At 33.7% G+C, this 14,988-nt stretch carries 14 protein-coding genes; 4 read left to right on the top strand and 10 right to left on the bottom strand.

Annotated features, from left to right (window positions below; all coding sequences use genetic code 11):
• Window positions 1-96 precede the first annotated feature (96 nt).
• The 4 genes from ABIZ51_03355 to ABIZ51_03340 form a co-directional block, all read right to left on the bottom strand.
• Window positions 97-3,249 carry a UvrD-helicase domain-containing protein gene (locus tag ABIZ51_03355; GenBank protein MEO7087813.1) on the bottom strand — a complete coding sequence of 1,051 codons (3,153 nt, stop codon included), beginning with the start codon at window positions 3,247-3,249 and terminating at the stop codon, window positions 97-99.
• A 29-nt stretch (window positions 3,250-3,278) separates the two neighbouring features.
• On the bottom strand, window positions 3,279-4,577 hold the full coding sequence (locus ABIZ51_03350; protein MEO7087812.1) for an anthranilate synthase component I family protein: 1,299 nt from the start codon (window positions 4,575-4,577) through the stop codon (window positions 3,279-3,281).
• A 77-nt stretch (window positions 4,578-4,654) separates the two neighbouring features.
• On the bottom strand, window positions 4,655-5,794 hold the full coding sequence (locus tag ABIZ51_03345; GenBank protein ID MEO7087811.1) for an acyl-CoA dehydrogenase: 1,140 nt from the start codon (window positions 5,792-5,794) through the stop codon (window positions 4,655-4,657).
• Window positions 5,795-5,907: 113 nt separating this feature from the next.
• The gene (locus tag ABIZ51_03340) at window positions 5,908-6,183 is read right to left on the bottom strand and encodes a DUF1883 domain-containing protein (protein MEO7087810.1); all 276 of its coding nucleotides are present in this window, start codon (window positions 6,181-6,183) and stop codon (window positions 5,908-5,910) included.
• 96 nt (window positions 6,184-6,279) lie between these two features.
• Here ABIZ51_03340 and ABIZ51_03335 point away from each other — a divergent pair, with 96 nt between their 5' ends.
• The 3 genes from ABIZ51_03335 (at window position 6,280) to ABIZ51_03325 (ending at window position 9,395) form a co-directional block, all read left to right on the top strand.
• A complete protein-coding gene (locus ABIZ51_03335; protein MEO7087809.1) occupies window positions 6,280-7,050 on the top strand; it encodes a TIGR02757 family protein in 771 nt (256 codons plus the stop codon).
• A gap of 140 nt (window positions 7,051-7,190) precedes the next feature.
• On the top strand, window positions 7,191-8,048 hold the full coding sequence (locus ABIZ51_03330; GenBank protein MEO7087808.1) for a hypothetical protein: 858 nt from the start codon (window positions 7,191-7,193) through the stop codon (window positions 8,046-8,048).
• A 153-nt stretch (window positions 8,049-8,201) separates the two neighbouring features.
• On the top strand, window positions 8,202-9,395 hold the full coding sequence (locus ABIZ51_03325; GenBank protein ID MEO7087807.1) for a serine hydrolase domain-containing protein: 1,194 nt from the start codon (window positions 8,202-8,204) through the stop codon (window positions 9,393-9,395).
• A gap of 104 nt (window positions 9,396-9,499) precedes the next feature.
• Here the strand turns inward: ABIZ51_03325 and ygiD are convergent, their stop codons facing one another.
• A complete protein-coding gene (ygiD, locus tag ABIZ51_03320) occupies window positions 9,500-10,336 on the bottom strand; it encodes a 4,5-DOPA dioxygenase extradiol (protein ID MEO7087806.1) in 837 nt (278 codons plus the stop codon).
• A gap of 17 nt (window positions 10,337-10,353) precedes the next feature.
• A complete protein-coding gene (locus tag ABIZ51_03315; GenBank protein MEO7087805.1) occupies window positions 10,354-10,965 on the bottom strand; it encodes a class I SAM-dependent methyltransferase in 612 nt (203 codons plus the stop codon).
• A 335-nt stretch (window positions 10,966-11,300) separates the two neighbouring features.
• Between ABIZ51_03315 and ABIZ51_03310 the strand changes: the two genes are divergently transcribed.
• Window positions 11,301-12,404: a M42 family metallopeptidase gene (locus tag ABIZ51_03310; protein ID MEO7087804.1), complete on the top strand. Its 1,104-nt coding sequence runs from the start codon at window positions 11,301-11,303 to the stop codon at window positions 12,402-12,404.
• A 118-nt stretch (window positions 12,405-12,522) separates the two neighbouring features.
• Here the strand turns inward: ABIZ51_03310 and ABIZ51_03305 are convergent, their stop codons facing one another.
• From ABIZ51_03305 to ABIZ51_03290, 4 genes are read right to left on the bottom strand one after another with little or no spacing between them, the layout of a single operon-like run.
• Window positions 12,523-13,089, bottom strand: a complete 567-nt coding sequence (locus tag ABIZ51_03305) for a DUF420 domain-containing protein (protein MEO7087803.1) — start codon at window positions 13,087-13,089, stop codon at window positions 12,523-12,525.
• Entirely contained in the window at window positions 13,082-13,765 is a 684-nt protein-coding gene (locus ABIZ51_03300; GenBank protein ID MEO7087802.1) for an SCO family protein, read from the bottom strand. Before ABIZ51_03300 ends, ABIZ51_03305 begins: the two co-directional genes overlap by 8 nt.
• A 15-nt stretch (window positions 13,766-13,780) precedes the next feature.
• Window positions 13,781-14,185, bottom strand: a complete 405-nt coding sequence (locus tag ABIZ51_03295) for a cytochrome C oxidase subunit IV family protein (protein ID MEO7087801.1) — start codon at window positions 14,183-14,185, stop codon at window positions 13,781-13,783.
• Between the two features lie 58 nt (window positions 14,186-14,243).
• Window positions 14,244-14,972 carry a cytochrome c oxidase subunit 3 gene (locus ABIZ51_03290; GenBank protein ID MEO7087800.1) on the bottom strand — a complete coding sequence of 243 codons (729 nt, stop codon included), beginning with the start codon at window positions 14,970-14,972 and terminating at the stop codon, window positions 14,244-14,246.
• Window positions 14,973-14,988 lie beyond the last annotated feature (16 nt).

Genomic DNA, 14,988 nt, shown 5'->3' with positions numbered 1-14,988 from the left:
ATTGAAATTAATTAATTGATAATCAGCTATACAAATAGAATCTTTATTTTTTAGAAAAGCAAATAATTTCTCGTTAGACTTTAAACAAAAATTAAATTATACTTTTTCCATCGTTTCTTTTTCGATGTAAAAAATATATTTTTCGATGTTTTTGTAACCCATTTCCGTTAAAGCATCGGCATATTTTTCAATTTGTTTTTCGTATTTTTCCGATACTTCACCTGTTTTATAATCCATTACGATGGTTTTGCCTTTTTCTAAAATGATTCTGTCTGGTCTATAAACAGTACCATTTCTCAAAATAATTTCCATTTCGGATTTAATAGTTAATCCTTCTTGAAAAAATATTTTTACGTGCGGGAGTTGCAACATTCTGTTTAATTTTTCTTCGAGGATCTCTAATTCTTCCTTCGATAGCAAGGCTTTTGTTGCTAATTTTTTTATTGCTTCTGGAATATCGTTTAGCGTTTTAATTTTCGAAAGCGCATAATGCACCGCAATTCCGTAATTTTTTCTGTTATTATTGTCATTTGTACTGGTTCTTATTTTAATATTTTCACGCCAATTTTGAGTATTGAATGAAGGAATCGGATACAAGTCGTTTGAAAAATTATTTTTTTGAACCTCATTTTCTGAGATGAAATTTCCATATTCATAAACGGTTTTATCGCTTTGCCATTGGTTTGTTTGCTGTAAATAATATGAAAACATATCTGCTATGTTTTTAATTTCTTTTACGTTTTCCTTACCAGAAGAAGTAAGTACAAAAAGTTTTTTTTCAGCGCGAGTTAAAGCAACATAAACGAGATTCAAATTATCGAGTAAAATTTTATTTTTTTCTTCGATGTAATTTTCTGCATAAGCTGTTTTTTCAAGCTTTTGAGAAACCGGAAGAATCGCTGCCGACAAACCTTCTAAACTATTTTTTTCGTCGATATCTACCCAAATTTCATTTTTGTTTTCGCTCAAATTCCAATTTGCAAAAGGAAAAATAACGGCTTTAAATTCCAAGCCTTTCGAATGATGAATTGTCATGATATTTACGGCTTCGCTTCCTTCCGAAACAACTATGGATGGCTGATTTTGCTCTTCTTCCCACATTTCGATAAATGCTTCAATTGTGGCATTTTGTTGGATCGAAAATGTAAAAACTTCTTCCAGAAAAAAATGTACGTAAGTATTATTTTTTGCAATAAAACCTGGCTGACGAATAATCTCTTCGCACAATTCATACAAAGGTAATTTCAGGAGAAAATTTCGGTTTAAATCGAATCCGTTTTCCGATAAAAAATGAGAAAAATTTGCTTCTGAAAAAATAGTTTTTGAAATAGTTTCATGGAAATTATTTTTCGAATTCTTTTCCAATATATAACACAACATACTTGTTTTGCTGATGGTATCGTTCGAATTTTGTAAATAATTAAGTGTTGAAAAAATAAAATTTACGTCGCTAGATTTTTTTAATAAAAGAGAATCGGACGAAATAATGTTGATTCCTTTTTCATTCAAATACTGCGCGATGAGGCTTCCGTGCTTGTTTTTCCGAACCAATATCGCCACTTCGCTGAACGGAATTTTTTGTTCTTGAAGTTGCAAAATCAATTCATATATGCGCTCCAAATTTAACTCGTCAAACGTTTTTTCTTCTTTTTTCAGAAATTCGATCGACACAAAACCACCTTCGTTTTTTTCGTCAAATTCTTGTTCTGAATTTTTATAAACACCTTGATAATTCTCAGAAAGAGTAGTGGAAAGTGTTTTGAAAAAATCATTGTTGAACTGAATAATTTCTTTTTTACTTCTAAAATTTTTCTTTAAAAAACGTTCCTCGTAACCTCTTATCAAGGCTTTTTCGCGCTGCTTTAACAATAAAATATTTTCATGCTGAATGTGCGGCAAATCAGAAAACTGTTTTACATCGCCTCCGCGCCAGCGATAAATAGCTTGTTTCCCGTCGCCGACAAGCATGTTGAACTGATTTTCAGAAAGGGAATTTTCAAATAAAGGCAATAAATTCCGAAATTGAATGACGGAAGTATCTTGAAATTCATCAATCATGTAATTCGTATATTTTTCTCCCAAACGTTCATAAATAAAAGGAACTGGCTGTTCGGAAATTTCTTTCGAAATAATTTTTCCGAATTCAGAAATATGCACAATGTTATTTTCTGTTTTTATTTCTTCCAATAATTTTTCCACTTCACTCAGCAAAGCCATGGAATACATATTTTTTTGCAACAAACTGTATAAGAAAATTGTTTCTAAATCCCTTTTAATGAGTTCTTGAATCTCTGAATACGCTTGCGTAATTTTATTTTTTATGGATTCAAAAATTATTTTTTCATCTGGTTTTGCAGTATTTGAAAACCATTTGTCTTGCTCGATTGTTTTCGTTACATAACTGTTCGGTTCACAATTATCAAGTTCAATTTTTTTATCAGATAATTTCTTGAAATAGCCATAAATTCCACTGTTTTTATAATAAAAAACATCTTCATTTAATTGCTTTTCTTGGATTAATTTAAAAGCTGAATGTGCTATTTCTTGGAGTGAATTTTCAAACTTTTTAATGTCAAATTCAATCTTTTTTTTGATCGAAAAAAAATTTTCGAGCGGGGTATTTTTTAATTTTTCAATAAAGACTAAATCATTTTCTCGAAATAATTTTTTTGAAAATTGTAATAGGTCCTTTTCGATGTGCCAACTTTTTTCTTCGCTCGCTTTTGTTTCTGCAAAATCAAGCAATATTTTACTAATTAAATCGTCTGTCCCAGCTTTATTAATGAGCTTATTAACGGCAAGCGAAAGAATTTTTTCATCATTCATTTCGATTTCAAAATCAGTTGAAAGTTTTAAATCGCGTGCAAAGGCGCGTACAATTTTATGCACAAAACTATCAATAGTACTGATGCCAAAATCAGAATAATTATGTAAAATACTTTTTAATAAAAGTGTTGATTTCTCATTAATTTCCGACACTTTTAATCCGGTTTCCTCACACAATAATTGAAGCATCATTTTGGAACTTTCGGAAATCTTATTTTCATCGCTAAGCGAAAATTCTCTTAATGTTTTCAATACGCGCTCCTTCATTTCGGAAGCGGCTTTATTGGTAAATGTGATGGCAATTATTTTTCTGTAAGACGTTGGAGGTACTGTATTATCAAGCAATGCAAGTCGTAAATATTCTTTCACCAAAGTGAACGTTTTTCCCGATCCAGCAGAAGATTTATAAACAATAAACGACATTTGGTAAAGATATAAATTATTTGAAACGTTTATTTTAGCACTTCAAACATCGCTGTTGCTTTCAATAAACATTCTTCGTATTCCTGCTCTGGCATTGATTTTTCAGTAATAGCTCCGCCAGCCATAAACGATAAATAATTATTTTTTTCATTGTACAAAATACTTCGAATAACCACGTTAAAATCAACATCTCCGGAAGGCGTAATGTATCCGAGAGCACCAGAATACAAACCTCTTTTGGTACTTTCTAATTCTTCAATTAGTTGCATCGCTTTTATTTTTGGCGCGCCAGTCATCGAGCCCATCGGAAAAGTATTTTTTAAAATTTTCGTAAAATTTACTTTTTCAGAAACAGTTGCACTTATTGTCGAAATCATTTGATGCCAATAACTAAATGTGTAAATGCCGAAAAGTTCTTCCACTTTTACGCTTCCGCGAGATGCTATGCGTGATAAATCGTTGCGAACTAAATCTACAATCATCACATTTTCGTTGCGTTCTTTTTGGTCGTTGAAAAGATTCTTTTTCAATTCTTCATCTTCTTGTTCATTCGCACCGCGCTTTATAGTTCCTTTTATTGGTTGAGAAATTAGTTGGTTTCCAATACGCTTTAAAAACCTTTCCGGACTTGCTGATAGCAAATATTTATTTTCTAATTTATAAAATACAGAAAATGGATTAGGAGCAATTTTAGTTAGCTTTTCATAAATCTCTGTCGGATTTATGTGTGCATTTTCTGCATAAAATTCTTGACAAAAATTAAGTTCATAAACATCGCCTCTGCGAATGTGTTGCTGAATTATTCGAACCGTTTTTAAATATTCTTCGCGATTTATTCTTGATTTTATTTCGAGTTGCTTTTCATTCTTTGAAAAATTATTTTTTTGAAGAGCTGAAATTTCATTGAACAAATCAGCCACTTTTTTATCCGAAAAATTATTTTCCAAAAATCCAATTTTCAAAATATTTTTTTCGAGTATAAAAATAAATTCTGGCTGAAAAAAATGGAGTAGGGGAAAGCCCAAAAAATCAGGATTATTGGAAGTTAAGTCTTCTATTTCATTTTTTAAATCGTAAGATAGAAATCCGAAAAGCCAATCTTTTTTTTCGTCGTGAAACTTCTGTAATGCATTAAAGCATTCGCCTTGCGAAGGAGTAATTTCTGCAACAGCGCCCACGGCAAGACTAAAATCAAATGAAGAATAATTTTTTGTTAGAGAATCGTTGCTATTTAAATAACATACTTTATCGAATTGCTGCGCCCATTGTAAGAGTTTTAATTTAAACTCCGGAACATTTTGTAAAGTATGAGTACTGAATTTTCGCACAGACAAACTTACGAATTAGAGGTAAAAAGAAACGCTCGAAAAAAATATTTTTTCGAGCGTCAAAAATTCTATTAAAACTAAGCTAAAACGGATCGAGAAATAACGATTTTTTGTACTTCGGAAGTACCTTCGTAAATCTGCGTTATTTTCGCATCACGCATTAAACGTTCCACGTGATATTCTTTCACATAGCCATATCCACCATGAATTTGAACAGCTTCCGTTGTTACCCACATCGCCACTTTCGATGCAAAAACTTTTGCAATTGCGCTTGCTGCGCCATAATCCAAATGTCTGTCTTTTAGCCAAGCTGCTTTCAAACACAATAAGCGCGCGGCTTCTATCTCCGTTGCCATGTCGGCTAATTTGAATTGTATTGCTTGATGTTCTGAAATTGGTTTACCGAATGCTTTCCGCTCTTTGGAATAGGCCAACGCTAATTCGTAAGCTCCTGCTGCAATTCCGAGAGCTTGAGAAGCAATTCCGATGCGTCCGCCAGTTAAGGTTTGCATCGCGAATTTGAATCCAAATCCATCTTCGCCAATTCTATTTTCTTTCGGAACTTTTACATCAGTAAACATTAATGAATGCGTGTCGCTTCCGCGGATTCCTAATTTATTTTCTTTCGGTCCAACTACAAATCCGGGCATTCCTTTTTCAACAATAAAAGCATTGATGCCGCGATGCCCTTTTTCAGGATGTGTTTGCGCGATAACGAGATAAACAGAAGCAGAACTTCCGTTGGTAATCCAATTTTTTGTGCCATTCAATAAATAACAATCGTCTTTTTCAACAGCCGTTGTGCGTTGCGAAGTAGCGTCCGATCCAGCTTCCGGTTCCGACAAACAAAACGCTCCGATAATTTCGCCTTTTGCTAAACGCGTTAAGTATTTTTGTTTTTGTGCTTCTGTTCCAAATGTTTCCAAACCCCAGCAAACAAGCGAGTTATTTACTGACATTACTACTGAAACAGATGCGTCAATTTTTGAAATTTCTTCCATTGCCAACACGTACGAAATTGCGTCCATTCCGCCACCTCCGTATTTCGGATCAACCATCATTCCCAGAAAACCTAATTCTCCCAATTGTTTTATTTCTGCCGCAGGAAATTTTTGATGTTCATCACGTCCTATTACGCCTGGTTTTAATACATCATTAGCGAAATCTCGTGCCGCTTTTTGAATCATTAAATGTTCTTCTGATAATTGAAATTGCATAACTCTTGTGTTTAAAAAATATTTTGCAAAGATAATTAAATATGCAGAATTAGTTGAGGATGAAAAACGCTCTCAAAAAAATATTTTTTTGAAACACAATTGAATCAAATTTCTTATTTCTTTTTAGTCGTAGTTTCTACGGAAGCAATTATATGCATCGGCTTAAAATAGCTGCCCAATTCAATAACAATGTGCCAAGTTCCATCGGCAGGAATAGTAAATAGAACGGGTGATTTTTCTGTATGTCCGCCCATGTAGCGGTGCGTGTGATGATCTTGATATTTTAAAAAATCGAAATGATGCAAGAGCATTATCTTTGCTGGTTTATCAAATTTTACCGTAACCACCGTGCCTTCGTGTGCCTTTACGATTTGGTGTAAGTATTTCATAATTTTGGAGTTTTAGAAAGATTATTTTTAAAAGAAAAGAATCTGATTATAAATGTATTATAAAAATATCGCAAAGTCAAATTTTATTATTATCCTATGAACTTTAACGAATTAAAATCTTTTTTGGATGAAAAAGTGGAAAAATACAATGCCTCCTTTTTTATTGAAAGTGATCCTATCAGCATTCCACATCTTTTTTCGAAGAAGGAAGACATTGAAATTTCAGGATTTTTAACTGCTACCATTGCTTGGGGAAAGCGTAGCATTATTATTAATAATGCCAATAAATTAATGCAATTAATGGATTTGGAGCCACATCAATTTGTGATGTCCGCGCAGAAAAATGAATTAAAAATGTTGGAAAAATTTGTGCATCGAACATTTAACGGAATGGATCTTATTTATTTTATAGTTTCGCTTCGAAACATTTATCAACAGCATCAAGGACTCGAAAATGCGTTTGTAAAAAATTTAAAAAAGACAGATGAAGATTTGGAGAACGCAATTATCGGCTTCCGAAAATTATTTTTTCAAATCCCTCATCCCGAAAGGACAGAAAAACACATTTCGAATGTCGAAAAGAATGCTGCTGCGAAACGTCTCAACATGTTTTTGCGTTGGATGGTTCGGAAAGATAAATGTGGCGTGGATTTCGGGATTTGGAATAAAATTAAAATGAGTCAATTATCTTGTCCTTTGGATGTACATTCGGGCAATGTGGCGCGTAAATTAAACATTCTCAAACGCTCTCAAGACGATTGGAAAGCAGTCAAAGAATTGGATGCTTTTTTGAGACTATTAGACGCGAAAGATCCTGTGAAATATGATTTCGCCTTGTTTGGCTTGGGCGTTTTCGAAGGCTTTTAAAAGCCTTCGAAAAAATAATTTTTCAAATACAATATTTCGTAAAAAGCACCGCACTGTATATATACCGTCGAATATTTTAGTACTTTTGTCGAAAATAATTTTTCAAAACCCAACCCAAAAAAAATTCAAAACTCAAAAACATGAAAAAAATCGCAATCGTTGTATTACTCGCAATGCCCTTTTTACACGCTTGCAAAGGTGGCGGAAGCGGCTCCAATCCACTGGCAGATAGCTTGAGTGAAGCCAATAAAAATTTAGAATCATCTGTGAATACAAAGGATTCTATCAACAAAGCCTTTGTCAATTCCTTTAATGTGATTGAAGATAATTTGGATAAAATAAAGGAAAAGGAAAAAATTGTTACTCTGAATTCGAAAGACGGAGAAACTGCGAAAAGTAAGCAAGACGAGATTGTGGATGAAATAAAAGCCATCAACGATTTGATGATAAAAAACAAAAGAGAAATTTATAATTTACGTAAAAGATTAAAAAGTTCTAATAGCAAAAATGAGGAATTACAAAAAATGATTGAACATTTGACGGAACAGTTGTCGGAGAAAGACGATGAAATTAATTCGTTGAAAGATCAATTATCGAAAGCAAACAGTTCATTAACAGATTTGATGAAACAATTTAGCGACAGTGTGGCGGAAATTCAGGAAGAGAAACAAGTAATTAACACTGCTTATTACGCTTTTGGAACCGCAAAAGAATTGAAAAAACAAGGAATTATTGTGAAATCTGGCGGAATAGTTGGCATCGGTGGAACAGAAACTTTGAAATCGGATTTCAATAAAGATTATTTTACAAAAATCGACATCACTAAAAATACAGCGATTCCGATGTATAGTAAAATAGAAAATATTGTAACCGTTCATCCTTCTGGATCTTATAAAATTACAGGAAACGCTAAAGTGGATACCTTAAATATTATAGATTATAAATCTTTTTGGAGCGCTTCTAAATATCTTGTTGTTGTTGTAAAACAGAAAAAATAAAATTATTTTTAAACGGAAACGTTTTTGAAAAAATCCTATCAATTTTGGTAGGATTTTTTTATTTATTAAAAATGCACTGTTTATAATTGTAAAAAAAAAGACTTTTAATTATCCGATCAAATGTGCACTTTTGGTCGATTTTAAAATGTAAGAATGCAAAAATCATATCTCATCATTGGTGTTTTTGCTGTTGCTTTATCTTGCAATCAACGGGATAACGTGCAACAATCGGTAGCTAATTATAGTCCAGCGAATACTATGGTTGCGGCTTCGCAACCAAAAGATACAGTTAGTGCATTACTCGAAAAATTAGATGCCAAAGACAAAACACATCAAATAGATTCTTTTTTTACAAAACTTTCTCAAAAAAATCATTTTAACGGTGATGTGCTTGTAGCGCAAGAAGGACAAATTTTGTACGAAAATTCTTTTGGCGTCGCCGATCGCAAAACAAAAGATTCTCTAAAAATACAATCCGATTTTCAGTTGGGTTCCGTATCAAAACAATTTACAGCGGTTGCGATTATGATGTTGAAAGAGCGCGGAAAATTAGATTATTCAGATACCATTCAGAAATTTTTTCCTGAATTTCCATATCCTGGAATTACCGTACAAATGTTGTTGACGCATCGTTCAGGTTTGCCCAATTATTTGTATTTCTGCGATCAATATTGTACCAGCCGAACCGGCGCTATTTCCAACATGGATGTCATTCATCTCATGACGCAACACAAGCCCGAAAAATATTTTAAACCCAATCGTCGTTTTCAATACAGTAATACTGGATATTGTGTATTGGCGGCTATTGTAGAGCAAGTTTCTGGTATGCCGTTTGCAGATTTTATGAAGAAAAATGTGTTCGATCCTTTGCAAATGCGCAATACAATGGTTTTTAATTTGCCGAACGACACGCTGATTCCGAATCCCACAACAGGCTACGATAAAAACGGACGCAAAGCAGGTTTTGATTATTTGGATGGAGTAGTGGGCGACAAAGGAATTTATTCCAATTTGGGCGATTTGTTTAAATGGGATCAGGCATTGTACACCAATAAACTGATTAAACAATCTACGTTACAAGATGCTTTTCAGCCTTATAGCAAGGAGTTTAGAGGAGATAAAAATTATGGTTTCGGTTGGCGGATTTTAAAAACCGACGAAGGAAAAGTAGTTTTTCACAGCGGTTGGTGGCACGGTTATAATTGCGTTTTTATTCGCCGATTGAGTGATAAAAGTACGATTATTGTATTGAGCAATCATATCAATTGGTGTATTAATGCTTCTCGCAATTTACTTAATGTCCTTAGTGAAACAAAAGATACCACGAGTTTGGATTTGAACGATTGATTTTTTTAGTTTGTAAGTTTAGAAGTTCGTAAGTTCAAAAAATATTTTTTACTAAACACATTTCGCAAAATACCTATTAATAAAAGCGTAGCGATATATAACGCTTAACGAGAAGGAGTAATTTTCACCGAAGTCATTGATAGCGAACCGCCAATCGGTTTATCATTAAAAAATGTTAGTTCTTCGTTTTTTTCCTTCAACGCCAATGCGTAAATTAAAGGTAAATAATGTTCTGGTGTTGGAATTGCCAATTCAAAAGCTTTTCCTTGTGATTGGAAATGGATTAACTTTTCAAAGTCGTCCTTTAACATATACGTTTTCATTTTTTCACTCGCTTCTATTGCCCAATCATAAGCGAAAGGTTGTCCTTCTAATTTATCCCAAGCAACTAATCTCAGATTGTGAACCATATTTCCGCTACCAATAATTAATACACCTTTATTTCTTAAAACAGATAATTGTTTTGCTAATTCAAAATGATATTGTGCTGGTTGAGAATAGTCAATACTCATTTCAATAACAGGCACATCTGCTTTTGGATAAAGATGTTTGAGTACACTCCAGGCTCCGTGATCGAGTCCCCAATTTTCATCTAAACCAACAGTTGTTTTCGTAATAATTTCTTTTGTTTGTTTTGCCAATTCAGGACTTCCAAGTGCTGGATATTGCACTTCAAAAAGTTTTTTGGGAAATCCACCAAAATCATGAATTGTTTTTGGATGTTGCATTGCCGTAACAAAGGTTCCTTTTGTTTCCCAATGAGCCGAAATGCACAAAATAGCATTGGGTTTTATCAATTCTGATCCTAATTTTCGGAAGCCGGAAACAAATTCATTTTCTTCTATTGCATTCATCGGACTCCCGTGTCCGAGAAATAAAACAGGTGTTTTATCGCTGTTGCCAAATGATTTTGTTAAATTATTTAGTGATTTTAATGTCATTGTTGCAAAGCTGAAAATTATTTTTTTCGTCCAACAAATCGAATTACCGAACCTTTTCCAATGTGGTATAATCCTTCATTTAAGTCAACTTCTTGTTCAACTAATTCTATCATTTCAAAATTACTGAAATCAGTTTTAATTTCATCAATAGAAAACAAAGTAGCAATGTCTTTCGGACCGCCAACTTTTGGATTTTTACTATTATAGTCTAAATGTTTTTTACTGAAAGCTTCAAAAATAATAATCCCGCCAGGCTTTAAGTAAGTCGTTATTATTTTATGATAGTCTGATTTTTTATCGGCAGGGAAATGAGCATAAATTAAAGCAATAGCATCAAATTGATTGGCTTGATAACTGAGCGTTTGAAACTCTCCAACTTCGTAATTAATTTCAACTTTATTTTTTTCTGCCAACTGAAATGCTTTCTTTTTTCCTTCAATACTTTGATCAAATGCGTGAACTTCCCAGCCGAGCGTTGCCGCAAAAACACCATTTCTACCTTCTCCATCCGCAGGAAATAAAATTTTCCCAACAGGAAATTTAATAAGCTGCTCTTTCAAAAATTCATTAGCTTTTTCGCCATAAGCGAATTCCTTTGCACCATAACGCTCGTTCCAAATTTCTTTCATTGTTTTATTTTTTAAATAATCATCCTTGAAATTTAACTAAAAATATAAAAAACGAAGGTAGCGCTTTTAAAAATATTTTTTCGGTATGGAATTTCTAAAATGAAATGAGGAATCCAAGCCTTGAATTTTTGTTTCTTCTTTCATTTGTTTGTAAGACAAAGGAAAGAAGAGTTTTCCTTACACAGATTCTGAATCAAGTTCAGAATGACGGCACATCTGATACCAATTAATGAGCTTCGAAAAAATATTTTTTCAAAGCTCATTTTACCACTTTAAAATTTCCAAAATAACAGATTCATTCTTTTTTTTACCTTTGATTTTTAAATCAAATTTTTATGGCAAAGAAAACGACAAAATCAAGTTCTATCTTGAATGCAAAATCGCATACTTTTTTAGAAAAATACTTGAACAATGCTTCTCCTACAGGCTTTGAAGCGGAAGGACAAAAAATTTGGTTGAATTATATTTCGCCTTATATAGATGAACATTTTGTAGATACTTACGGAACGGCTGTAGGTGTTATTAATCCGAAAGCGGAATACAAAGTGGTGATTGAAGCGCATGCCGATGAAATTTCTTGGTTTGTACATTACATCACCAAAGATGGTTTTATTTATGTACGCAGAAACGGTGGTTCCGATCATCAAATTGCGCCTTCGAAACGTGTAAATATCCATACAGATAAAGGAATCGTGAAAGCAGTTTTCGGTTGGCCCGCTATCCACACACGCGATGCCTCAAAAGAAGAAGCTCCAACTTTAAAAAATATTTTTTTAGATTGCGGTTGTATCACCGATAAAGAAGTGGAAGCATTGGGCGTTCACGTGGGTTGTGTAATTACGTACGAAGATACTTTTATGGTATTGAACGATCGCTATTATGTGGGTCGTGCATTGGATAACCGCATGGGCGGTTTTATGATTGCAGAAGTAGCGCGTATGCTGCACGAAACAAAAACAAAATTGCCTTTCGGATTGTATATTTCTAATTCTGTTCAAGAAGAAGTTGGTTTGCGTGGTGCCGAAATGATTACACAACGTATCAAACCGAACGTGGCGATTGTTACAGATGTGTGTCATGATACACAAACTCCGATGTTGAATAAAATTGCAAGTGGAGATTTACATTGCGGCAAAGGACCCGTTTTAACTTACGGACCGGCTGTTCAAAATAATTTATTGAAATTGATAATTGATACTGCGCAGAAAAATAAAATTCCGTTTCAGCGCGCAGCTGCTTCCAGAGCAACCGGAACGGATACCGATGCATTTGCATATTCTATTGGGGGCGTTGCTTCTGCATTGATTTCATTGCCTTTGCGTTATATGCACACCACTGTTGAAAGCGTTCATAAAGACGATGTGGAAAATGTGATAAAACTTATTTTTCAGACCTTGCAAAATATTAAAAAGAACCACGATTTTAATTATCTGAAATAGTTACATAAGTTTTTATGTCGAAAAAAAGAGGTTCGAAAAATTAATTTTTCGAACCTCTTTTTTTTAGGAAAATCCACTTTCAAAAAAATAATCTTTTGAAGAGAAAATAGTTCACTTCTTAAAAACTATAATAAGGAGAAATCATGAGGTAAACAATTACGCCGGAAAAGGTTACATACAGCCAAATGGGATAGCTCCAGCGCACAATTTTTTTATGTTGCGGAATTTGATTGCTCAGTCCTCTGAAAAAAGAAATTAATACCAAAGGAAGCACAACTGCTGCCAACAAAATATGTGTAATTAAAATCACATAATAAACGTAGCGAATATTTCCGGCTTGAAGCATTTCTGCTGCATCCAAAATACCATCGTGATTGAGATCTCCGTAGCGCGTTTCCACACCAAATGAATGGAACAAAACGTAGGAAAGCAAAAACAGCACAGAAAGTGAAAAAGCAGTTAAATTAATTACTTTGTGAATGTGTATTTTTCCTTGTTTGATAAAATAGAGGGAAAATAATAAAAGCACGAAACAAGTTCCGTTGAGGCAAGCATTTAATTTCGGTAAAATTTTTATCCATTCTGGAATGTGATTGGCTTTTGGTAAGGCGAATAAAATAGCTACTAATAAAAAAACGACTGCAGAAATGACGTAAATGAATCGTAAAATTTTTTTATCAGTCATCGAGTGCGTTTTTTTTTGGTTTTCGATGGACAAAATACTCATCAATTAACACGTGTGTTTCGTCAATTAAGCGATTTACATCAGTAACGCTTGTTCCTGTATAAATACCGCGTATGTGTTTGCTTTTATCTACTAAAACCAATTTATTGCTAAGTGAAAAACCATCGGAATCTTTTACAGAAAGTAAATAACCATCTTTTTGAAGCGCGTACATTTTTTGTTGATCACCGCGAATAAAACTCCAAGTTTTGGTATTGGCATGCACTTTTTTTGCAAAGGCAGAAAGCGCCGAAACGCTGTCTCGCAAAGGATCTATAGAAAAAGAAATAAATAAAATAGAATCGTAGCCTTTAAATTGTTCCTGAACTCGTTGCATTTCGGCAGCTAAAGCAGTTTCGTTTTTTCCTCCATTCGTGTAAAAAAAATCAGCGATATAAATGGTACCCAAAAATTTTTTTTCTGAAACGGAATCTCCGAATTGATTGATGCCATTAAAAGGCGGAGCACTGTAATAAACAGTGTCCGTTTTTTCTTTTCCATTAATAGTAATTGTATGAGGAGTTTTTGTCCCGAAATAACCGAGTCGAATAAAATTCGTTTTTCCAGTAGATAATAAGATGAATAAAACGGGTGGGAATAATAATATTCCGCCTATCAAAAGTCCTTTTTTTGACAAAACTTAAATTTTTATTTACTCTTTTACAGCCGCTGTTTTTTCTATCAGATTTGCTTTATCGCTCGGCTCACGATGTTTCATACAATAAGAACCTTCGATGATAATCAATGTAATCAAATACAAGATAAATACCATGTACGGCACAAGCACTATTCTTCGCATTGGCGTTACTTCGTGGCCTAAGTGCATGAAACTGTAAACGATGTAATAGGCTTTAAAAACAGTGAAGAAAATGAAAATTATTTTCTGTGCTAAGTCGCTGAAATGTTCGTTATAAATACCTACGGATAACTCGATAATGGTTACAACGAGCAATACCCAAAATACTTTCCATAAGGTCTTTCTAATTATTTGACCTTCTTCTTCGGAGTGTTGAGCAAGTTTTTCGTATTCTGGAAAATCATCGTGAAATTCTGACATATCTTTTTGGTGTTAAATGATTAGCTAATTAATAGACACTATTTTTGAAAAATTATTTTTATAACAGATAAAAGAAGGTAAATACAAATACCCAAACTAAATCCACAAAATGCCAGTACAATCCAGCTTTTTCAACCATTTCGTAGTGTCCACGTTTTTCATATCTTCCTTTCCAAACATTCAAGAAGATAATAGTGTTGATGACAACACCACTAAAAACGTGAAATCCGTGGAATCCAGTAATGAAGAAAAAGAAATCAGCAAAAACGGGTAAGCCGTATTGATTGTGATGCAAATTGGCGCCGTGTATCATAATGGTTTGCCAAGCACCGTTTTCAAAAACAGTTTTCGTAACACCATTTTCAGGACCAGTAATAAAATGATACCATTCCCAAGCTTGGGAGCCCACGAAAATCAATCCACCGATAATGGTTAAAAACATCCATTTCATCACTTCTTTTTTCTGAAGTCGTTGTCCTGCTTCAACGGCAAGTACCATGGTAACAGAACTCATAATGAGGACAAATGTCATAAAACCCACATACGCCAATGGAAGTGGATGATGTACAAATGGAAATTCGTTAAATACGTTACCCGGAATAGGCCATACATCAGGATATTTATGGCGCATAAATCCGTACGCACATAATAATCCAGAAAAAGTTAAGGCATCGGATACGAGGAAAAACCACATAAACATTTTTCCATAGCTTGCTCCTAATGGAGATACGCCTCCGCCCCATCCAGAGGGCTTTTCATGACTGTGAACTGTTGCTTCGCTTGACATAAAATCAGTAATTATT

The sequence above is a fragment of the Bacteroidia bacterium genome (assembly GCA_039924845.1).
In the GTDB taxonomy this organism is placed as follows: domain Bacteria; phylum Bacteroidota; class Bacteroidia; order DATLTG01; family DATLTG01; genus DATLTG01.
The sequence above is the reverse complement of the archived record's forward strand: the minus strand, read 5'-3'. Positions and strand labels throughout refer to the sequence as shown.

Excerpts from the sequence above, each read along its gene's own strand:
- ABIZ51_03355 (MEO7087813.1), bottom strand. The coding sequence starts at position 3,249 with ATGTCGTTTATTGTTTATAAATCTTCTGCTGGATCGGGAAAAACGTTC.
- ABIZ51_03345 (MEO7087811.1), bottom strand. The coding sequence starts at position 5,794 with ATGCAATTTCAATTATCAGAAGAACATTTAATGATTCAAAAAGCGGCA.
- ABIZ51_03340 (MEO7087810.1), bottom strand. The coding sequence starts at position 6,183 with ATGAAATACTTACACCAAATCGTAAAGGCACACGAAGGCACGGTGGTT.
- ABIZ51_03335 (MEO7087809.1), top strand. The coding sequence starts at position 6,280 with ATGAACTTTAACGAATTAAAATCTTTTTTGGATGAAAAAGTGGAAAAA.
- ABIZ51_03330 (MEO7087808.1), top strand. The coding sequence starts at position 7,191 with ATGAAAAAAATCGCAATCGTTGTATTACTCGCAATGCCCTTTTTACAC.
- ABIZ51_03325 (MEO7087807.1), top strand. The coding sequence starts at position 8,202 with ATGCAAAAATCATATCTCATCATTGGTGTTTTTGCTGTTGCTTTATCT.
- ygiD (MEO7087806.1), bottom strand. The coding sequence starts at position 10,336 with ATGACATTAAAATCACTAAATAATTTAACAAAATCATTTGGCAACAGC.
- ABIZ51_03315 (MEO7087805.1), bottom strand. The coding sequence starts at position 10,965 with ATGAAAGAAATTTGGAACGAGCGTTATGGTGCAAAGGAATTCGCTTAT.
- ABIZ51_03310 (MEO7087804.1), top strand. The coding sequence starts at position 11,301 with ATGGCAAAGAAAACGACAAAATCAAGTTCTATCTTGAATGCAAAATCG.
- ABIZ51_03305 (MEO7087803.1), bottom strand. The coding sequence starts at position 13,089 with ATGACTGATAAAAAAATTTTACGATTCATTTACGTCATTTCTGCAGTC.
- ABIZ51_03295 (MEO7087801.1), bottom strand. The coding sequence starts at position 14,185 with ATGTCAGAATTTCACGATGATTTTCCAGAATACGAAAAACTTGCTCAA.
- ABIZ51_03290 (MEO7087800.1), bottom strand. The coding sequence starts at position 14,972 with ATGTCAAGCGAAGCAACAGTTCACAGTCATGAAAAGCCCTCTGGATGG.